17 protein-coding genes and 1 riboswitch are annotated in these 20,150 nt (G+C 70.7%); of the genes, 4 read left to right on the top strand and 13 right to left on the bottom strand.

All coding sequences use genetic code 11. The features are described 5' to 3' along the window. Positions 1-263: 263 nt before the first annotated feature. From RCR19_RS06410 to aceE, 3 genes are all read right to left on the bottom strand, one after another. Positions 264-686, bottom strand: a complete 423-nt coding sequence (locus tag RCR19_RS06410) for an OsmC family protein (protein ID WP_331264215.1) — start codon at positions 684-686, stop codon at positions 264-266. A gap of 366 nt (positions 687-1,052) precedes the next feature. Continuing rightward, positions 1,053-1,949: an RNA polymerase sigma-70 factor gene (locus RCR19_RS06405; protein WP_331264214.1), complete on the bottom strand. Its 897-nt coding sequence runs from the start codon at positions 1,947-1,949 to the stop codon at positions 1,053-1,055. A 353-nt stretch (positions 1,950-2,302) separates the two neighbouring features. Then, complete coding sequence (gene aceE, locus RCR19_RS06400; protein WP_331264213.1) at positions 2,303-4,990, bottom strand: pyruvate dehydrogenase (acetyl-transferring), homodimeric type; 2,688 nt, start codon at positions 4,988-4,990, stop codon at positions 2,303-2,305. Positions 4,991-5,419: 429 nt separating this feature from the next. On the opposite strand from aceE, the gene RCR19_RS06395 reads away from it, so the two are divergent. Then, a complete protein-coding gene (locus RCR19_RS06395) occupies positions 5,420-5,863 on the top strand; it encodes a cupin domain-containing protein (RefSeq protein ID WP_331264212.1) in 444 nt (147 codons plus the stop codon). Between the two features lie 114 nt (positions 5,864-5,977). On the opposite strand, the gene RCR19_RS06390 is transcribed toward RCR19_RS06395, so the two are convergent. Both RCR19_RS06390 and RCR19_RS06385 read right to left on the bottom strand, forming a co-directional pair. Continuing rightward, positions 5,978-6,469: a cupin domain-containing protein gene (locus RCR19_RS06390; protein ID WP_331264211.1), complete on the bottom strand. Its 492-nt coding sequence runs from the start codon at positions 6,467-6,469 to the stop codon at positions 5,978-5,980. Positions 6,470-6,661: 192 nt separating this feature from the next. After that, positions 6,662-7,507 (bottom strand): alpha/beta hydrolase, encoded by an 846-nt coding sequence (locus RCR19_RS06385; RefSeq protein WP_331264210.1) that lies wholly within the window; start codon positions 7,505-7,507, stop codon positions 6,662-6,664. 626 nt (positions 7,508-8,133) lie between these two features. Then, a riboswitch (cobalamin riboswitch) is annotated at positions 8,134-8,276 on the top strand. Between the two features lie 35 nt (positions 8,277-8,311). Here RCR19_RS06385 and RCR19_RS06380 point away from each other — a divergent pair. Together RCR19_RS06380 and RCR19_RS06375 are read left to right on the top strand one after the other, a co-directional pair. Then, positions 8,312-8,533, top strand: a complete 222-nt coding sequence (locus RCR19_RS06380; protein WP_331264209.1) for a CbtB-domain containing protein — start codon at positions 8,312-8,314, stop codon at positions 8,531-8,533. 21 nt (positions 8,534-8,554) lie between these two features. Beyond that, positions 8,555-9,307, top strand: coding sequence for a CbtA family protein (locus RCR19_RS06375; protein ID WP_331264208.1), 753 nt, complete (start codon positions 8,555-8,557; stop codon positions 9,305-9,307). 223 nt (positions 9,308-9,530) lie between these two features. On the opposite strand, the gene RCR19_RS06370 is transcribed toward RCR19_RS06375, so the two are convergent. From RCR19_RS06370 to RCR19_RS06340, 7 genes are all read right to left on the bottom strand, one after another. Continuing rightward, positions 9,531-10,112, bottom strand: a complete 582-nt coding sequence (locus RCR19_RS06370) for a histidine phosphatase family protein (RefSeq protein ID WP_331264207.1) — start codon at positions 10,110-10,112, stop codon at positions 9,531-9,533. Between the two features lie 192 nt (positions 10,113-10,304). After that, complete coding sequence (locus tag RCR19_RS06365) at positions 10,305-10,706, bottom strand: PPOX class F420-dependent oxidoreductase (RefSeq protein WP_331264206.1); 402 nt, start codon at positions 10,704-10,706, stop codon at positions 10,305-10,307. Positions 10,707-10,840: 134 nt separating this feature from the next. Next, the gene (locus RCR19_RS06360) at positions 10,841-11,650 is read right to left on the bottom strand and encodes a serine/threonine protein kinase (protein ID WP_331264205.1); all 810 of its coding nucleotides are present in this window, start codon (positions 11,648-11,650) and stop codon (positions 10,841-10,843) included. Between the two features lie 115 nt (positions 11,651-11,765). Further along, the gene (locus RCR19_RS06355) at positions 11,766-12,623 is read right to left on the bottom strand and encodes an alpha/beta hydrolase (RefSeq protein ID WP_331264204.1); all 858 of its coding nucleotides are present in this window, start codon (positions 12,621-12,623) and stop codon (positions 11,766-11,768) included. A gap of 242 nt (positions 12,624-12,865) precedes the next feature. Continuing rightward, positions 12,866-13,531: a response regulator transcription factor gene (locus RCR19_RS06350; protein WP_331264203.1), complete on the bottom strand. Its 666-nt coding sequence runs from the start codon at positions 13,529-13,531 to the stop codon at positions 12,866-12,868. Then, positions 13,528-14,766, bottom strand: coding sequence for a histidine kinase (locus tag RCR19_RS06345; RefSeq protein ID WP_331264202.1), 1,239 nt, complete (start codon positions 14,764-14,766; stop codon positions 13,528-13,530). Before RCR19_RS06345 ends, RCR19_RS06350 begins: the two co-directional genes overlap by 4 nt. Before the next feature lie 54 nt (positions 14,767-14,820). Then, positions 14,821-16,926, bottom strand: coding sequence for an MMPL family transporter (locus RCR19_RS06340; RefSeq protein ID WP_331264201.1), 2,106 nt, complete (start codon positions 16,924-16,926; stop codon positions 14,821-14,823). A gap of 322 nt (positions 16,927-17,248) precedes the next feature. Between RCR19_RS06340 and RCR19_RS06335 the strand changes: the two genes are divergently transcribed. Then, on the top strand, positions 17,249-18,469 hold the full coding sequence (locus tag RCR19_RS06335) for a cytochrome P450 (protein WP_331264200.1): 1,221 nt from the start codon (positions 17,249-17,251) through the stop codon (positions 18,467-18,469). Positions 18,470-18,538: 69 nt separating this feature from the next. Here RCR19_RS06335 and RCR19_RS06330 read toward each other — a convergent pair whose 3' ends face one another. Continuing rightward, entirely contained in the window at positions 18,539-19,741 is a 1,203-nt protein-coding gene (locus RCR19_RS06330) for a cytochrome P450 (protein WP_331264199.1), read from the bottom strand. Between the last annotated feature and the right edge of the window lie 409 nt (positions 19,742-20,150).

Genomic DNA, 20,150 nt, shown 5'->3' with positions numbered 1-20,150 from the left:
CCGCGGCTCTCGGGCGGGGGGCGGGAAACGGTGCGTGTCCCCTTCGCTTCCGTCCGTGCCGGGTCCTCCCGGCTGGACACGCTCCAGGGGAGAGGCCAGGAGTGTCACAACATGACCTACGTCCTCGCACAGCCTGTGTCGACGTCCAGGACAGAACCTGCCTCGTCGAATGCCCGGTGGACCGCATCCACGAGGGCAACCGGACGCTTTGCGGCAGCCCCTCCGTGACGCACCGCACATCTCAACGGGCGGTGCGGGCAGGCTCATTGCGGCTGTGGCCGGCTGCGGACGGTCCCCGGCCTCGCCGCGACCGTGGGCACGGTGACGACTCGGGCCTCACGGGTCAGCAGACGTTGCACAGGACAGCGAGCCGCCACGGCCAGCAGCTGCTGGATCTGGAGGGCGTCCAGTTCGCCGGTCAGACGGATGTGCCTGACGATCTGCCCCTGTGGATCGAACTGTGCCGTCACATCAACACGGTCGAGCAGCCAGCCGTGCCGGTCGGCGGCCGCGCGGACGGCCGTGGAGGTGCACGATCCCAGCGCGGCGAGGAGCAGTTCCACGGGCGTGGGATCCGTGTCCTCGCCGGCCGGGTCGTGCGCGCCCGCGGTCAGCGTATGAGAACCGATCTCGATGGAGCCGGCGAGCGGCCGGCCTTCACTCACTGACACGAGGCGTGCGTTCATCGATCTTCCTCTCGGGCGGCCACACCACTGTGCGGCTCGTGATCAACTGGGGCGGTGAGGTGTGACGGGATGCGTGGTGCTCGTCCCGTCTCCGCTAAGACAGCGAGGATCTTCCGGATGTGACAGGGAAGCTGTCACACGGCGAAGCGCTGACCGGTCGTACGGAGCCATGCGCGACGGACCCCGGATCATCCGCATCCGGCCCGAGGACATCGAGTGTCGCCGCCGTGCACCGCGGGTGATCCCCGCCCGCCCTGCGGGGCCCGTACCAGAGTGCCGCTCGACCCGCCCGTGACGCTGTGTACAGGGTCGGAGCAGACGGTGACGATGCGCCGCGCAGGGGCGACGGCGGTGGGAAGGGGCGCCTCAGCCCTTCAGCGAGGCGACATAGGGAGCGAGCTTCGACGGACTCAGCACCCACATGAGGCGTTCGATGCCTCGTTCCGAGGCGTCGAGGGACAGCAGGGCCACCGCCTCGCCGTCGTCCATGACCAGGGCGGCCGGCCGGCCGTTGGCCTCGACCCAGCGAATCTCCCGCTGAGGCCAGAAACGCGGGGCGAAGGCGACGAGGTACTTGGACACGTGCGGACGCCCGACGACCGGAATCCTGCTCGCGCCGCGCATCCCTCCACCGTCGGAGTAGCTGATCACATCCGCGGTGAGCAGCTGCTCGAGGGCCGACAGATCACCCGTCTGCGCAGCGCTGAGGAACACCTCCAGCAGCCGCCGGTGTGCGGTGGAGCTGACGGGCTCCTTGCGTTCCGCCGACAGATGCTTCCGGGCGCGGCTCACCAACTGGCGCGTGTTGGCCTCGCTCGTCTCCAGCATGTCCGCGATCTGCTTGTACGGGTAGTTGAAGGCTTCCCTGAGCACGTAGGCGGCGCGCTCCACGGGGTTCAGCTTCTCCAGCAGGTGGAGAACCGCGAGGTCGAGTGCCTCGGCCCGTTCGGCGCCCAACTGCGGATCCATGCTGGTGTCGACCGGCTCCGGAAGCCACGGCCCGACGTACGATTCGCGCCGCGTCCTTGCGGACTGGGCGGAGTTGAGCGCCAGACGCGTGGTGATCGTGGACAGGAAGGCCGCCGGCTCGTGGACGTCGGAGCGGTCCGCTTTCTGCCACCGCACCCACGCCTCCTGGACGATGTCCTCGGCTTCCACCACACTGCCGAGCACGCGGTACGCGATACCGAAGAGCCGGGGACGCGCTGCCATGAAATCCTTCGTCGCCTGTTCGAGGGTGCCTGCATCATCACCGGCGCGCATACGTCTCCTCCAGCTGTGCAGCACCATGTTACAAGCCGTCACAGCGGCACGCGCGGCGTCCCCACGGGTGCCCCCGCCAGGGCCGTAGCGGCAGGAGGAGGCGGCGGACAGCCCACTGTCTCCGCACGACAGTGTGGTCCGCTTCAACGATCGACCGCCCTCCCCGGCGAGGCCGGGCGGCCGGCGTCGACGGTACCGGCGACGCCCGGGTACGACCGTCGGTCTTCGGTGCGGACAGAACCGCGGGCCGCGCCGAATGCGGTGCGGCCCGCGGGTTAAGCGGTGCCGTCAGGGCTGGTCGGTTGAGCAGATCGCCGGCGGACTCCGCCGCCTCCGGCAGGTCGGCACGGTGTTCACCCCCGCCAGCCGTAGCGCTCGCGTGCCTCGACCACCGTCCGCGGGTCGACGGCGCCGGCCCGGGCCGACCGGTCCAGCGCCGCGACGACGATCGACTCGGCGTCCACGCGGAAATAGCGGCGCACGGCATCGCGGGTGTCGGAGAGGCCGAAACCGTCCGTTCCCAGTGACGAGTAGTCCTGCTCGACCCACTGGCTGATCTGATCGGGTACCTGCCGCATCCAGTCGCTGACCGCCAGTACGGGCCCTGGCGCGCCGGACAGCGCCGCCGTCACATACGGGGTGCGCTCCTCACCGCGCAGCCGTGCCCGGTCGGCCTCCAGCGCGTCCCGGCGCAGTTCGGTCCAGGAGGTCACGGACCAGACGTCCGCCCGGACTCCCCACTGGGACCCGAGCAACTCCTGGGCCTTGAGCGCCCAGTGGATGGCCGTGCCCGAGGCGAGCAACTGGATCCGAGGCCCCGGGCCCTGGCGCTCGGCCTCCTTGAACCGGTAGATGCCCCGCAGGACGCCCTCCTCGATCGAGGGCCCGGTGGGCATGGCCGGCTGCCGCTTGGGCTCGTTGTAGACCGTCAGGTAGTAGAAGATGTCCTCGGGCCGATCGCCGTACATCCGGCGCAGCCCCTCCTTGACGATCACCGCGATCTCGTAGGCGAAGGCCGGGTCGTAGCTCACGGCGGCGGGGTTCGTGGACGCCAGCAGGTGCGAGTGTCCGTCGGCGTGCTGGAGTCCCTCGCCGGTCATCGTGGTGCGGCCGGCCGTGGCCCCGATCGCGAACCCGCGGCCCATCTGGTCGGCCAGGGCCCAGAACTGATCCCCCGTCCGCTGGAACCCGAACATGGCGTAGAAGATGTAGAACGGGATCATGGGTTCGCCGTGTGTGGCGTACGACGTCGCCGCGGCCGTGAACTCGGCCAGTGACCCGGCTTCGGTGATGCCTTCGTCGATGAGCTGGCCGTCCTCGGCCTCTCTGTAGTGCAGCAGCTGATCGGCGTCGACAGGCTCGTAGGTCTGGCCTCCGGGGGAGTAGATCCCGGCCGTCGGGAACAGGGACTCCATACCGAAGGTACGTGCTTCGTCGGGGACGATGGGCACCCAGCGCCGCCCCGTTCCCTCGACGCGCATCAGGTCCTTGACCAGCCGGACGAGCGCCATGGTGGTGGCCACCTCCTGCTTGCCGAAGCCCTTGTGCAGGGCCTCGAAGGGGCCGGACGGCGGTTGCTGGAGCGGTTTGGCCACCACCTTGCGTATCGGGGCCGGACCACCCAGGGCGGAGCGGCGGTCGCGGAGGTACTGCACCTCCTCCGAGTTCTCACCGGGGTGCCAGAACGGCACGAGATCACCGGCGAGCGCACTGTCCGGGATGGGCAGGTCCAGTGTGTCGCGCATCCGGCGGAACTGGGCCGTCGTCAGCTTCTTCATCTGGTGGTTGGCGTTGCGGGACTCGAAGTCCGAACCCAGCGTGTGCCCCTTCACCGTCTGGGCGAGGACGACGGTCGGCGCACCCTTGTGCTCGACGGCGGCCCGGTAGGCGGCGTAGACCTTGAGCGGTTCGTGACCGCCGCGGGAGTTCTCGAACAGATCGGTGAGCTGGGCGTCGCTCAGCCCCGCGGCGATCCCGGACAGGGCGTCGCCGGTGAAGAAGTGCTTCCGTATGTAGGCGGCGTCCCGTGCCGCGTAGGTCTGGAGCTGGGCGTCGGGCACCTCACCGAGACGGCGGACGAGCGATCCGTCGGTGTCCTGCCGCAGTACTCCGTCCCACGCCTCGCCCCACAGAGTCTTCACCACATGCCAGCCCGCACCCCGGAACCGGGCCTCGAGCTCCTGCACGATCTTGGAGTTCGACCGGACGGGACCGTCCAGCCGCTGGAGGTTGCAGTTGACGACGAAGGTGAGGTTGTCGAGGCCCTCGCGTGCCGCGAGTTGGAGCGCGGCCGTCGACTCGGGCTCGTCCGCCTCGCCGTCACCGAGGAAGGCCCACACATGCGAACCGGAGGTGTCCTTGATGCCCCTGCTGTGCAGGTAGCGGTTGAACCGGGCCTGGTAGACGGCGGCGAGCGGGCCCAGCCCCATGGACACGGTGGGGAACTCCCACAGCCACGGCAGGCGGCGCGGATGCGGGTACGACGGCAGACCGTGACCGCCGGCCTCGCGCCGGAAGCCGTCCAACCGGTCCTCGTGCAGCCGTCCCTCCAGGAACACCCGCGCATAGATGCCGGGCGAGGCGTGGCCCTGCAGGAACAGCTGATCCCCTGAACCGTCCTGGTCCTTGCCGCGGAAGAAGTGGTTGAACCCGATCTCGTAGAGCCAGGCCGCCGACGCGTAGGTCGAGATGTGACCGCCCAGACCCAGCCGGGAGCCGCGGGTGACCATGGCGGCCGCGTTCCACCGGTTCAGCGCGGTGATACGGGACTCCATCCCGATGTCGCCGGGAAAGACCGGCTGGGACGAGGCGGGGATGGTGTTGATGTAGTCGGAGGACAGAAGCCCGGGCAGCGTCACCCCGGATGCGGCGGCGTACTCGTGCACACGCCGCAGCAGATACACGGCGCGCTCGTGCCCCGCATGCCTCATGACGGCGTCGAGTGAGGCCCGCCATTCCTCCGTCTCCTCGGCATCACGGTCGGGCAGCTGGTCGAGTTCACTCGTCGCGGAGGAATCTGTGGGCCGAGCCGGAACACTCATTGCTGTCTTCCTGTCGAAGTGTGGAGGGGCGGACGGTGGGCACGGCCGTCCCCGCGGTCGGCACGAAGGACGGCGGATGCGGGAGGCCGCCCCGCATCCGCGCGCCGCGGTGCCCGCGCGGACCGCTGAGCCGGCGCTCGTCGGCTCCGGCGCCTGCGCCCGGGTCTTGGTGAGGGCGGATCCGGCCGCGCGCACTGAATAGGACAGACCGCACGTCCTTGTTGTGACACCGAGCGCGGTCGCCCCACGCCCCGGCCGGGACGCAGGAGGCCGTGACCGCCGGACGTAGACACGACGGGGAAGGTCCGATCGGTCTCGAACGTACGGACGGCGTCACCGCCGAGCGGGGGATCTTGGCGGCTCGGCCTCACCGCCTGCCCGTGAACGGACATGCATAGGTGCAGGGAAACAACATGGAGGTGCAACACGGTGTCAAGCAACGACTCGACGGGTGCGGCGGGCGCCAGGCCGCGATCCGAAGTGTGGAAGACGGCGGTGACGACGCTGCAGGACGTGAAGCCGCCCTTCATCCCCGAGAACGCCTCGGGCATGACCATCCTGGTCGAATGGCCTCCTGGTGACCCGGGCACCCCCGCGCACCGCCACTCGGGGCCGGCCTTCGGATACGTGCTCGAAGGCGAGATGCGCTTCGAGCTGGAAGGTGAGCCGGAACGTGTGGTCGGGACCGGTGAGACCTTCTGGGAACCGGGCGGCGACGTCATCCACTACCAGGACGGCAATGCCCGAACGGACGCGCGATGCCGGTTCGTCGTGACCATGCTGTGTGCGCCGGGCCAGCCGATGCTGACGGTGGTCGACGAGGAGGAACTGGCACAGCGCGCCCATCTGCGGGCGCCCCGGTCCGCACACTGATCTGCGCTGCTCCGCCCGGGCAGGCGGCCCGCGACCGACACGGCCCGGCTCGGTGGCAGGGCACACCCGCGCCCTGCCACGGAGCCGGGGGACATCGGCGTGTCGACCCGCCGGTCACTCGACGAAGTACGAGTCGTGCTCGGCGAAGAACCTGGCGCGCTCCTCGTCCGTGGCATGAGCCATCTCCGCGAGCCCTTCGAAGTACTTCTCACGCGGCGCCCCCGGCGTGAAGAGGAGAAGCATGTCCGCAGGGGCGTCGGAGTCGTTTCGGAAAGCATGCAGCCCGCCCTGCGGTACATGCAGGAAGTCGCCCTGCAGCGCGTCGACCCACTCGGCGCCGTTGAACAGCCGCACGGTGCCGTCGAGGATGAAAAAGGACTCCGAGATCGTCCGGTGGAAGTGGGTCTTGGGGCCACCCGACCTCGCACTCATCTCGACCCGATACAGTCCGAACTCACCTCGCGTGGTGGTCGTGGTCGCGAGGTAGTGAATGGCGTCCTTGCCGGCGGTTCCGACATTCGGCGGAGTACTCACCGGTCGGAAATTCGCGTTGATCTCGCCGTCATCTCCCGTGTACCACACCCGCTCGGGGTACGACATGCACATCATCCCTTCCCTGTCTCGGTGCGCCGCGACGCGCTGACGGGACCGGCGCGGACCACTGCCGCGGCCGCCGTGGGCAGGCCACCCCAGGGCCTGCCCACGACGTGTCCCCACAAGGGAGACCGGACGGCCCGCACATGTGTGACACGTCGACGACCACGAACCCGGCCACGGCGGGTCGCTGCGGGTGCCGGTTCAGGAGGGAGACCGCAGGAACGCGACCACCGCCGTCGCGAACTCCTCCGGCTGCTCGATGTGCCCCAGGTGCCCGGTTTCGTCCAGGACAACGAGCTCCGCTCCGGGGACCGCCTCGTGGATCATCCGCGCCCAGCGCCGGCCGCAGATGAAGTCCGCCTCTCCGACCAGGACCAGGGTGCGCGCCGCGATACCGGGCAACTCCTCCCGGACGTCGAAGGGCGGGCCCTCCCCCGCCGAGGGCGCGGCGTACATGCGCAGCGTCCCGCGGGCCGGGGCGAACTCCTTCTCACGTCCCCAGTAGTCGAAGAAGTACGTGGGAGTGATGGTGCGCAGCACCGCTGTCGCGCCTTCGTCGGACAGCAGGTCCAGCCGCGCGGTGAGCCCGGCGACATAGGTGGCCACCTCGGGATGCCCGGCCGCGTGACGCCGGGCGAACCGCTCCATGTCGGCGACCGCGGCCGACCAGAACTCTTCGCCCGTCACCGGGGAGGTGTCGTAGAGAATCAAGGAGGCGACCCGCGCCGGATGGTCGAGCGCATACCGCTGGGCGACGAACCCGCCGTGCGAGTGGCCGAGCAGGGCGACCTCGGGCAGCGCGAGGTGCTCGATCACCGCGTGCAGGAATTGGGTGTACGTGGCCAGGTTGTACGCACGCGGGTCGGGCAGCCGACCGGACGCGCCGGTGCCGACGGGCTCGATGTGGACCATGGTCAGGTGCCGCTCGAGCAGGGGCATGCGCAGATAGTCCCAACCGATGCCGGGCCCGCCGGAATGGGCGACGCACACGGGCCCCGTGCCGGCGACGTGGTAGCGCTGCTCGATGAGGGAGGACCCGTACCGCACCGCCACCGTGTGCGTGCCGGGACTCAGCGGCGATCCGGGGTCCGCCGCGGGGGAGGGAAGAGGATCAGGCTCAGACGAAAGGTTCACAGTCACCAGATAGTGTGCCAATGATCGTCCATACTCAAGACATTGTGAATTCTGTCATCGCATCGATGCGGACCGCCACAGGAAGCGGTCATGCTGCTGCCACCTCGTCCAAATGGTCTGCGCTGTACGGTAGTTGTCGTGTCTGTATCGGACGCCGCGACGCAGTGCATCGCTCGTGCATGACACTGTTTGCGCTGCCCATGCGGGCTCGGAACAGTGGATGGTCAAACGTTTGCTATGCTGCTCACAGCGTTCCGGGGGCCGATGGACACTCCCCCGTGACCGGTGCCCGGAACGCACCACCTGCGATGTGAGCCGGCAGGTGCAGCGCCCGGGCGCCACACGATCCCCCGATGGGTGGCGCCCGGGACCACGCCGTCCGGCCGCGGCCCAGGAGCCCGCCCACCGCGAGAGACCGTCGGCCCACGTGCGCGGGTGGGCCGTCGGGGAAGTTCCGTCACGGCTGCCCCGGGCGCCACGGAATCGTCCGCCGCGCGTGGAGAGGAAGATCACGCCAGGTGGATGCGGTCTTGGCCATGCCCGTGTCACGCGGTACGGTCTGTCCGATATCGACGACGGTACGACGGAAGCCGGTGGGAATCCGGCACGGTCGCGCCACTGTATTCCGGGAGCCCCTGGGCGCCCGGTGAGTCAGACCCGTGGCCGTCGTCCTGTGCACCACCGAGATGGGACGCGAACTCCCAGAGGAGGCCTGCCATGGCGCAGTCCGTCGCCCAGCCGACAGCCACCAACCCCGTCGTTCCCGCCACGCTGCCGCTGAAGGCGATAGCTCCCTGGGCGGTGTTCTTCGGCATCCTGATGCTGATCCTGCTCTACTTCGTCGGCGCCGAGCAGGGCGCCACCTCCGTGTTCAACGGCACGGACGTCCACGAGTGGGTGCACGACGCCCGCCACCTGCTCGGCTTCCCCTGCCACTGACGCGAGGGACGTCGCACCCCCATGAACTCCGCAACCGTAAGAAACCTTCTCGTGCGGGGCATGCTCGCCGGCCTGGCCGCCGGTGTGCTCGCCCTCGTCGTCGCCTATTTCCTCGGTGAGCCGAACGTGGACAGTGCGATCGGCTTCGAGGACGCCCACTCCCATGAGCACGAGATGGAAGTCGTCTCCCGCTCCCTGCAGTCCACCGCCGGTCTCGCCACCGGTGTCCTGGTCTACGGGGTGGCCTTCGGCGGCATCGCGGCGCTCGCCTTCTGCTTCGCGCTGGGCCGTGTCGGCCGCTTCAGCCCCCGGGCGACCGCCCTGCTGCTGTCCGGTTGTGCGCTGCTCGCCGTGTACGTCGTTCCGTTCCTGAAGTACCCGGCGAACCCGCCGTCGGTCGGCGACCCCGACACCATCGGCAAGCGGACCACCCTGTACTTCCTGATGATGGTGCTCAGCGTGCTCCTCGCGGTCGGCGCCACCATCCTCGGCAAGCGGCTCTCACCCTCGCTGGGCACGTGGTACGCCACCGTCGTGGCGGTGGCCGCGTTCGCCGTCGCGATCGGCCTGGCGTACGCCTTCCTGCCGGTCATCAACGAGGTGCCCAGGGACTTCCCGGCCACGCTGCTGTGGCGGTTCCGGCTCTCCGCACTGGCCATGCAGATCGTCCTCTGGGGCGGATTCGGCCTGGTCTTCGGCGAGTTGGCCCAGCGGTTGCTGAACCCGAAGCCCGCGGCGGCCACGTCGGGGCGGGCGGTTCCGGCCGCTCACTGACACCGCCGGAAAACACGACAGGGCCCTGCGGAGTGGAACCTTCCCGGGGCCTTTTCGTGTTGCCCGGACACCGGCGCGCATCGCCTCACCTTCGGCGGCCACGAGGCGGTCCGCCTCGCCCCGGAGGGGCGGCCGACCGCGGCCTCGCCCAAATGCAGTGGGTGTTGCCTTTCGGGAGGCGCCTCGTTGTCGAGGTGCTCCCGGTGACGCCCGCGTCAATCGCCTAGTCCGCGTGCGGCCCCGCCGGTGGACGGCCCAGCCGCAGGTTCCAGCGTCCGGCCCGGCCACTGAGTTCGGTCACCGTCAGCGGGGGGACGTCGAGGCGCCAGAACGCCGTCGGCGGCAGGTCCAGTGCCCGTACGACGGCCGCGCGTACGACCTCCGGCTCGACCACGGCGAGCGTACGGCCGTCCGTCTCCGGGGCGGTGGCCAGCCAACGGCCGATCCGTCCGCACAAGTCCTGCACCGACTCCCCCCCGTGGGGCGCGGAGGCGGGGTCGGTGAGCCAGCGGCCCACCGCCTCCGACTCCTCGGCCGCCAGTTCGTCGAGGGTGCGGCCTCGCCAGCGACCCGCATCGAGACCGCCCAACTCCGGTGTCACCACGCCGTCCAGGCCCAGCGCAGCAGCCGTCTCCCGGCAGCGCACGCCGGGCGAGACGAGCACACGGACCGCCGGGGGCAGCGAGCCCGCCGCCGAGCGGGCCTGTTCCGCCCCGCCGTCGTCGATCGAGCAGCCGTCGTCGAAGCGGGCCTGCCGCAACGATGCGCTCACGGCGGGGGAGATGAAGAACAATCGGCTGGTCACACTCGCTCCTGCTGCTGTGATCGGGTGCGGGACTCTACCGGGTACGGCCCGTACACGGACCGGAGAAGGTCGCTCCCGGGGCCGGCCGAAGGGGGACCGGCCGGTGCGAGGCAGGGGACCGTTCCGCCGGACGGACGGCCCACACATCACCCGGTCTACCGCGCACCGCACGCGTTGCCGGTGACGGCACGGTCAGCCGCGAGGGCTGCTGATCCGCTCGGGCCGGATCACATAGATCACCCGGACCTGGTCGCGGCCGCCGAACCAGGGGTAGGGCCCGCCGAGGTACTTCTGCGCCAGCGACTCGATGTGTTCGGATGCCCCGTCGGTCGTCACACGCACCACACGGCCGCGGATCTGGATGTAGGAGGCCGGCTCGGCGGGGTCCGCGACAGCGATGGCGACCCGCGGATCGCGCGCGATGTTCCGGGTCTTCTGATGCGTCTCGACACTGTTGATCAGGACGTGTTCGCCATCGGTGTCGACCCATGTCTGAGTGAGCTGGGGCGAGCCGTCGGGCATGGTCGTGGCGATGTAGCAGGTGATGGGGCGGCGCAGCAGCGCCACCACGTCCTCGCCGAGGGCTGCGGGCACGGGGTCCTCCGGAGTCGGTTCAGTACATGCAGGGGCCACGCTAACGACGGCGGGAGACGCGGCCCTCCCCGGGCCCGGCATCGTGGGTGCCCGCACCGAGGCAGCGACTCCCGCCCCCGGCTCGGGCCCAGGGCTCAGACCACCGACCGCCAGGCGTCGGCGAGGGCGCGGACGGACGGGAACCGGTCCCGGGGAACGCGTGCGGTGGCCGTCCTGACCACCTCCAACTGCTCAGGCGTCCCACGCCAGTGCTCTTCGTCGTCCCCGGCGTCCAGCAGGAGGCGCAGCGCCCGGCCCAGGCTGAACACGGTGGTACGGAGGTCGATCCGCGCTCCGCGCACGGACTCCTCCGGCGCCATGTAGCGTGTCGACCCCGGCAGCCGGTCCGCGTCCAGGACGAACGGCCCCTGCCGGTACTCGTCCAGGTCGCACAGCACCATGCGATGCTCGTCGAAGTCGTACAGCATGCAGCCGTCGTAGAAGTCGACCGCGACGAATCCGGCCGCCTCCACGGCGAGATGGGCGTCGAGGACGGCGTCGAGAGCGGCATGAACACGGGGGAGCGGAAGCGCTCTGAAGCGCGCCATCGGACGTCCGGGAGCCGCGCGACCCCCGTGGCGCGAGCGGGTCGGATGGTAGAGGACTTCCCCGGCCGTCCACGGGTGGACGAGCGCCGCGCCGTTGTCGGTGGTGAAGGAGTGCACCAGCGGGACGACGGCCGGGTGCGAGACGCTGTGGTGCAGCGCCACCGCACGCCGCAGGGACGAAAGACCCTCGGGGGTCGTGGCGGTCTTCACGAACCAACGCCGCCCGTCGGCCAGTAGCCCGTACGACACGCAGCCCGAGTCCTGTTCGTCGAACGTCCGGAACACGGTGCCCAACCGGTCGAGGAGGGCGGCGGGTTCCGCCGCGTGCGTGACGTTGTGAAAGGGATGCGTCGTCATCTCGTGCATCATGTCGGTCAGGTGCCCCGAGCAGGAGGCCGCGGCACCCGCACGCGTATCGCCTCCACCGGCCGCACCTCCTCGGACAGCGGCGCACGATGGCACACGGCCGGCCTCACTTCACGGCGCTGAGGGCCGATTCGATGACCTTGGCGACCGGCTCCGGGTCGGAGATGAGAGTGAGGTGCGAGCCGCCCTGGAACGTGGTGACCTTCGAGCCGGCCCGCCGGGCCATCCTCATCTCCGATTCGGGTGTGATGATCCGGTCCCCGCTGCTGATGAAGTACCAGGAGGGGATGGTCTTCCATGCCGCGTACTTGGAGGGGATGCTGAACGCCGCGCTCGAGGCGGCTCGTTGCGAGGCCCAGAGATCCGTGGCCTGCTGCACCGGCAGGCTGTTGGCGAAGCTCTTGAGGAAGACGTCCCTCTTGAGATAGAGATCGGCGGCTCCGGCCGGGGCGTCGGCGTAGGGCACCGAGTCGAACAGCTTGCTCGCCGGTGCGTTGAGGGCGGATGTGGAACCGCTCAGCGACCCGGTGGTCTCCCCGACGGCGGGAGCGGCGGCGTCGACGTAGACGAGCGCCTTCACATTCCCGCTCTGGGCCGCGGCGTTGGTGATCACCGAGCCGCCGTAGGAATGGCCCACCAGGACGACGGGGCCGGGAATGCTCCGCAGAAAGCCGGCGACCGTGCGCGCGTCACTGGTCAGACCCAGCAGCGGGTTGGCGATGGAGCGGACGGCGTATCCCTTGGCCCGGAGAATCCGGACCTCGCCGCTCCAGCTCGATGTGTCCGCCCAGGCGCCGTGCACCAGCACCACGGTGGGCTTGCTGCTCTTCGCCGCCGGCGCAGCGGTGAGCTGCGCGGCGGCCCCGGTGCCGCCGCCGATCGTCAGGGCGGTGCCGGTGAGAGCGGCCGTGGATGCGCACACTGCGATGCGGCGCAGGCGTCGTCGTGATCCGAAGGCATGCATGGGCAGCGCCTCTCCTCAGGTCTTCTGCTCCACCTCGGCGCACTCGCGCGAGCACGCGCCGGGATCGGCAGGCGTCGTAGCGCATTCCGCGGCCGGGATTCGCATCGGCCCCTGCCGCGACACTAAGTGCGCGACGGCGCGGAAGGCTCTCTGTGATGGGCCGGGCGGGTGACGTCCCGGGCATGACGCGCAGGCGCCCTGGATCACGTCCGCGCCGGTCACGCCCTGCGAAGCAGGCCGACTCACCTACCGGCCCCCGGCGTCACCAGCCCCGATTCGTACGCCACGATGACCAGCTGCGCCCGGTCCCGCGCCCTCAGCTTCCCCATGATCCGGCTGACATGGGTCTTGGCCGTCAGCGGGCTCAGACCCAGGGACTCGGCGATCTCGGTGTTGTTCAGGCCGCGTGCGACCAGAGTGAGCACCTCGCGTTCACGGTCGGACAGGCATTCGGGTCCACCCGTGGTGGGTGCGACGGGACTGCGGCGGAAGCGGGCGATCAGCCGGGCCGTCGGCCCCGGCGACAGCAGTGCCTCACCGGCCACCACGGTGCGGACGGCGTCGAGGAGTTCGGCGGGCCTGGTGTCCTTCACCAGGAAGCCGGAGGCACCGGCGCGCAGCGCCTCCACGATGTTCTCGTCGGTGTCGTAGGTGGTGAGGACGAGCACCTTCACCCCGGCCAGATCCTCGTCGGCGGCGATCAGCCGGGTCGCCTCGATGCCGTCCAGGTCGGGCATGCGGATGTCCATCACGACCACGTCGGCGCGTGCCTCGCGGGCCAGCTGCACCGCCTGCCTGCCCGTGCCCGCCTGTCCGACGACCTCCATGTCGCGGGCCGACTCGACCAGCATGGCGAACGCCGCGCGGACCAGGGTCTGATCGTCAGCGAGCAGCACGCGGATGCTCATCCGGCCCCTTCCCCGGTGGTGGCGGTGATCATGAGAGGCAGGACGGCGGCCACCTCGAAACCACCCTGCGTCCGTGGCCCGGCGTCGATGGTGCCGCCCACGCTGCGGGCTCGCTCCCGCATGCCGACGAGCCCGTAGCCGGGGACTCCACCGGGGCTGGGGCCGGTGCCGTCGTCGGTCACGGACAGGTGCAGGGCGCCGTCCTTCTCGTGGAGGTCGACACGTACGACAGGTTCCGGTCCGGCGTGCCGAACCACATTGGTCAGCGCCTCCTGCACGATGCGGTACGCGGCGGCACCCACCGCGGGCGGGACCTCGCGGATCCGGACGGTCTGCCGGACGCGGGCGCCGGCGAGCCGAGCCGCGCCCACGAGGTCGGTGACGCCGTCGACGCCGGGCAGCGGCCCGCGCGCCTCGCCCTCCGCGCCCTGCTCACGCAGCACATCGAGGGTGGTGCGCAGTTCACCGCGCGCCGTGCGGCAGGTCCCGGCGATGTCCTCCAGTGCCCGGGCGATCGCCGCGCGGTCGAGTCGCTCGGGATCGGCGGCCAGCACATGGACGGCCACGGAGGTCTGCACCCCGATCAGGGTGATGCTGTGCGCCAGCAGGTCGTGCAGATCACGCGCGATCCGCACCCGCTCCTCGGCGACACGCCGGCGCGCCTCCTCCTCACGGGTGCGTTCGGCGCGCTCCGCGCGTTCGACGATCGAGGCGACGTACTGGCGGTAGTAGCGGACGTCGACGCCGAAGAAGAGCACCGCGATCACCCAGCCGGAGACGCGCAGGAGCCCGAGCGCCTGATGGGCGTTCACGGTGAGCATCACGCTCACCACGATCCCGAGGACGGCGGTGCCCGTCAGGATCGTGCGCAGGGGACGGCCGGTGACGGCGACCGTGTACAGGGCGACGAACGAGGCGGGGAGCGGCGCCCCGTGGTTGTTGTCCAGCGCGTGGTACGGCGCGACCAGCGCCACCACCGCCGCCAGCACCAGCAGTGGACGGCGCCGCCGCCACACGATCGGCACGTGCGCGGCGAGCAGCAGCGTCCAGCCGAGCGCGTCGGGGTGGCGGGCCTGGTCGGTGAGCAGGCCGAGGCACACGGCCGAGAGGGCGAGTGCCACGGCGAGCAGCGCGTCGTTGCGCACGCCGTGCGGTGCGGTCCTCGGGTCCCGGTTGAGCGCGGCGATGATGCGCTCGCCCCGGCGGGGCCGTACCGATGTCGTGTTTGCCTGCACGGGCTCATCCTCCGCCACGGGGGTGCCCCTCCGGGAGGGAGGGGCACCGGTCGGTCAGTGCGAGGAGGCGGTCACGGGTTGCGGCTCCTTCGGCGGAGCCGGCCGCTCGGGCTCGCGCGAGAGCCGGCCAGGCCACCACACCCTCCGCCGCAGCAGCATGCTCGCCGTCGTCACCAGGAAGGTACGGACAAGGAACGTGTCGAGGAGTACGCCGACCGCGATCACGAAGCCCAGTTCGACCAGGCCCACCAGCGGCAGCGTGGTGAGGACGGCGAACGTCGCCGCCAGGACGACGCCCGCGGAGGCGATGACCCCTCCGGTCGTGCGCAGGGCCGTGAGCGCCGCCGTCTGCGGCGCGGCCCCCGCCAGGGACTCCTCGCGCATGCGGTGCATCAGGAAGATGCCGTAGTCGACGCCGAGGGCGACCAGGAAGACGAAGGAGAGCAGACCCAGCCCCGGATCCGTCCCCTCGAAGCCCAGCAGGGGGTGGAAGACCAGCCCGCCGATGCCGAGCGCCGCGCCCCACACCGCGACCACCGCGACGAGCAGCATCAGCGGTGCCACGAGGCTGCGCAACAGCCCCACGAGGATGACGAACACGGCGGCGAGGACGAGCGGTACGACGACCCGGCGGTCCCGGGCCTGGCTGTCGGCGAGGTCGAGCTGCTGCGCGCTGGGGCCGCCGACATAGGCGCCGTAGGACCGGTCGAGGCCGGCGCGCAGCGCCTCGATCGTGCGGGTCTCACCGGGTGTCTCGGGGGCGGCGTCGGCGTGGACGGAGATCTCGGTCCAGCCACCGCCGCTGCGACCCGCCGCGGCGTCGGCGATCCCGTCCGTCGAACGGACCTTGTCCAGCACGGCCGAGGCGCGGTCGGCCGGGGCGACGACGGTGATCGGCTGACTGCTGCGCTGGGGGTAGGCACGGGCCAGTGTCTCCATGGCGGAGATCGACTCGGGCTTCTCGGTGAAGGAGTCCGCCTGCCTGAGGCTTCCGGGCAGATTGAGAGCGCCCAGGGCGAGGGCGCCGAGCAGCACGGCGCCGCCGACCAGCACGACGAGGGGGCGGCGTGCCGTCAGGGAGCCCACAGCGGTGAACAACGAACGGCGGGACTGCGGTTCGCTGCCGAAGGCGGGGATCAGGGGCCAGAAGACACGGCGCCCGAGCAGGACGAGCAGCGCGGGCAGCAACGTGGTCATCGCGACGAGTGCCGACAGGACACCCACCATGGCGACGGGCCCCATGCCGCTGCTGCTGTTGAGGTCGGCGGCGAGCAGACACAGCAGCCCCGCCGCCACGGTGCCGGAGGAGGCGAGGATCGCCGGGCCGCAGCCGCGGAGCGCCGCACGCATGGCGTCGTACGGCCGCTCGTGGCGGCGCAGTTCCTCGCGGTAGCGGGAGATGAGCAGCAGCGCGTAGTCGGTACCCGCACCCAGCACGAGGACGGTCATCACCCCGCCGCTCTGACCGCTGATGGTGATGTCGAAAGCCTCGTGGAGGCCGTACGCGCCGGCCATCGCCATGCCCGCGGCGGCCCCGGCGACGCCCAGCGGCACCAGCCACAGGAACGGGCTGCGGTAGATGAGGATCAGCAGCACGGTGACAACACCGAGCGTCGCGTACAGCAGGGTGCCGTCGAGCGAACCGAACACCTTGCTCATGTCGGTGGTGAGGGCCCCGGGCCCGCCGACCTCGACGCTGAGTCCGTCGGTGTCGCGCGCGACCTCGCGGACGCCGTCCACGAAGGCGTTGCGCGCGTCCTCGTCCTGGCCGGGCCGAGTGCTGGACACCGCGTACATCACGGTGCCGCCGTCCTGGGACCCGATCGGCTTCGGCCGGCCCGTCAGTTCGTATGTCGTCCCGATCTCGGACACCTGGTCGGCGGCCCGTTGCCGGTCGGCCGCGGTGAGCCCGCCGTCGCGGTGGTAGACGAGGACGAGATCGGTCGACTCGCCGCCCGGCAACGCGTTCTGGACACGGGCCACCCGGGTCGAGTCCGCGCCGGCGGGCAGATAGTCGACGGCCCCGTTCTGCTGCGCTCCGGAGAACTTCCCCGCGAACGGCCCGGCCAGCAGGAAGAGGACCACCCACAGCCCGAGCACCACCCATGGCACGGCTCGTGGCCGTCGTCCGCCCCGCTTCGTGATCGCTGCCGCCCCCATGTCTCGGGCTCCCTCCGCCGTGGTTTCCGGGTGTGTTCCCAGACTTCCGGTGGCCGGACGGCAAGTCGTCGCGCCTGAGGCCGAGTCGAGGGGTACTGCGTGGGGCGGTGTGCGGCCGCCGCTACTCCCCGGGGAGTACCGCGACGCGAGCACCGCCCCGGCCGGTGGGCACCGTGTTCGCCGGCTCCTTCGGTGCCGGCCTCGCCCGACCGCCCGGCGCCCTGTTTGGCCGGATCGGCCGCTGCTTCGAGGCACCTCGGGGGGATACGTTTGCACCCGCAGACCGGATCGGCGTTTCGCCCACCAGAAGGACGGACTGCACGTGGCAGATGCGAAGGACTTATGGGGTGCCGGTGATCTGGTGGACCTCGCCGGTCTCGGCCATGACTTCACCCGCGATCCGTACCCGGTCTACGCGGCGCTGCGCGCCAAGGGGCCGGTGCATCGGGTGCGGATACCCGAGGGCGCGGACGCATGGCTCGTGGTGGGGCACGAGGCGGGGCGCGCCGCGCTGGCGGATCCGACCCTGTCAAAGGAATGGTCCCAAGCCTCCCCGGACCTCGGTGTGTCGAACATCGCCGCCGGCCGGCACATGCTGAACTCCGATCCGCCGCACCACACCCGACTGCGCAAACTGGTCGCCAAGGAGTTCACCCCTGCCCGGGTGCGGGCCCTCGAGCCACGGGTGCAGAGCATCACCGACGGGCTTCTGGACGCCGCGCTCGCGCGCCCCGGCGGGCGGGCCGATCTGGTCGAAGCGCTGTCGTTCCCGCTGCCCATAGCCGTCATCTGCGAGCTCATCGGCGTTCCGTCACTGGATCGAGAGGCGTTCCGCCGCTGGTCCAACACCGCCCTGACGTCCCGGGACGCGGATGAACGAATGGCCATGGCGGCCGCGGCGAGCGAGTACCTCGCCGGCTTGATCGCCCGCAAACAGCAGGACCCGCAGGGCGACCTGCTCAGCGCGCTGATCCGGGTCACGGACGAGGACGGCGACCGACTGTCGGCCGGTGAACTGCTGGGCACCGTCTGGCTGCTCCTGGTCGCCGGGCACGAGACGACCGTCAATCTCGTCTCCAACGGTGTCCTGGCCCTGCTGACCCACACCGGGCAACTCGCGGCCCTGCGCGCCGAGCCCGCACTGCTCGAGAACGCGGTCGAGGAGATGCTGCGCTACGACGGGCCGGTGGAGACCCCGACCTACCGTTTCACCACCACCGCGGTCGAGATCGGCGGCACGGTGATACCGGGCGGCGGGGAACTGGTGCTTGTGGCTCTGGCCGACGCCGACCGTGATCCGGCGCGCTTCCCCGGCGGCGAGCGCTTCGACATACGGCGTGACGCGCGAGGACACCTGGCCTTCGGACACGGCCTCCACTACTGCCTGGGTGCGCCACTGGCACGACTGGAGGGGCGGATCGCGATCGGCACCCTGCTGCGGCGCTGTCCCGGCCTCGCGCTCGACGCCGATCCCGCCACCATCACCTGGCGGGGCGGCATGCTCATCAGGGGACCGGAGCGGCTGCCGGTCCGGTTGCGCTGACCCGGGGCGCGGGGGCGTGGCTCGAGGCGTCCCGTGGGCCCGCTCAGTTCGGCGCAGTGCGGCGGTGATTCAGTCCGTGAGCCCCTCGATCGCTACGGGAAGGTGGCGGGGGCCGCGCAGCACGGCGTTGGCGCGGTACGGCGGGGGGTCCTCGAGCAGCCGGGACATCTTGACCCGGCGGAACAGTTCGGGCACCGCCAGATACAGTTCGATGCGGGCGAGAGGGGCGCCGAAGCAGTAGTGGATGCCGGTGTAGAAGCCCAGATGCTCGTTGTCCTCTCGGTCGGGAACGAACCGGTCGGGGTCCCTGAAGCGTTGGGGGTCGCGATTGGCCGCGGCGAGCATGAGCCAGACCGGCGAGCCCTTGGGGATCGTCGTGTCGGCGACGTCGATGTCCGCCAGGGCGGTGGTCCACGGGACGAACTGGACGGGGGGCTCGTACCGCAGCACTTCCTCGATGAGCGGGACGGCCAGGTCCGGGTCCTTCCGGAACCGGTCGAGGACGTCGGGGCGGCGCAGCAGGGTGAGGGTCGTGTTGGTGATCGCGTTGACGGTGGTCTCGTGGCCGGCGACCAGCAGCAGTACCGCGGTGGCCTCCAGGTCTTCCGGTGTCATGTCGGGGGCGAGCGCGCTGAGTATCCCGGGGCCGGGGTGGCGGCGTTTGGTCTCGATCAGGTCGGACAGATAGGCGCCGAGGTCCTGGCGCGCCTGCTGCCCCTTTTTCCGCCCCTCCTCGCCGGCCTGCGGATCCAGTGACGATGCCAGGGCATCGGCCCAGCCGTGGAAGCGCGGTTCGTCCTCACGCGGCACGCCGAGGACCTTGCAGATGGCGGTGACGGGAAGGGGGTAGGCGAAGTCGTCGACGATGTCGACCTGGTCCTTGCCCTCGAAGGAGTCGAGCAGTTGGGTGACGACCTCGGCCAGTTCTCCGCGCAGGTCGTCGAGGAATCTGGGGCTGTGCGGGGGGCCGAAGGGCCGGTTGATGGTGTTGCGCAGCCGGTCGTGGAGCGGCGGGTCGGTGAAGATGAAGCTCGGCGGCAGGCCCGTCTCCTCCGCTTCCGCGGTGCGGGCGAGGCCCGGCGGACGGTTGCGGGTGTCGTTGCTCAGCCGCGGGTCGTTGGCGAGGCTCCGCACCTCGTGGTAGGTGCTGACCAGGTAGGTGCCGTCGTCCTCCCGCCTGACCGGTGTCTTGCGCAGTTCCGCGTAGAGCGGGTACGGATCGGCTCGATTGGCGTAGTCGGTGATCTGCGCGGAGATGGTGCCGGACGTCATGGCGTCTCCTCTGGGCTCCGGCGGCACAGGGCCGGCGATCAGGGCATGACGGAACGAACGCGACACGCCGTCCGCTCGGGCTGGGATCGGTCAGGCCTCACCAGGAGCCCGCTGCCCGCGTACACCGCGGTGGCCGCGGGCTCCGGGCCCGCGGCGCCCGGTCCATATGATCAACCGGCATGCCTCCTCTTCAGCATCGCCCCCTCCGGAACGGGTCCGCAAGGCGAGCCCGGGACGGTCCCCTCCACCACACGCCTGCTCGATGAAGACAGTCGTCCTCCGTGTGCCCAGCGGGTCGCCTGCCATGGCGGCCGGACCGTACCCGGGACATTCGGGATCTCCCGGCGTCCGCCCGGATCTGGTCGACTGATCGCCGACGGGAACCCTCGGCGAAGCAAAGGACCGGCGA

It is taken from the genome of Streptomyces sp. WAC07094 (assembly GCF_036320405.1).
GTDB lineage: Bacteria > Actinomycetota > Actinomycetes > Streptomycetales > Streptomycetaceae > Streptomyces > Streptomyces lannensis.
Note: the sequence above shows the minus strand (reverse complement) of the source record. Positions and strands in the feature narration are given on the sequence as shown.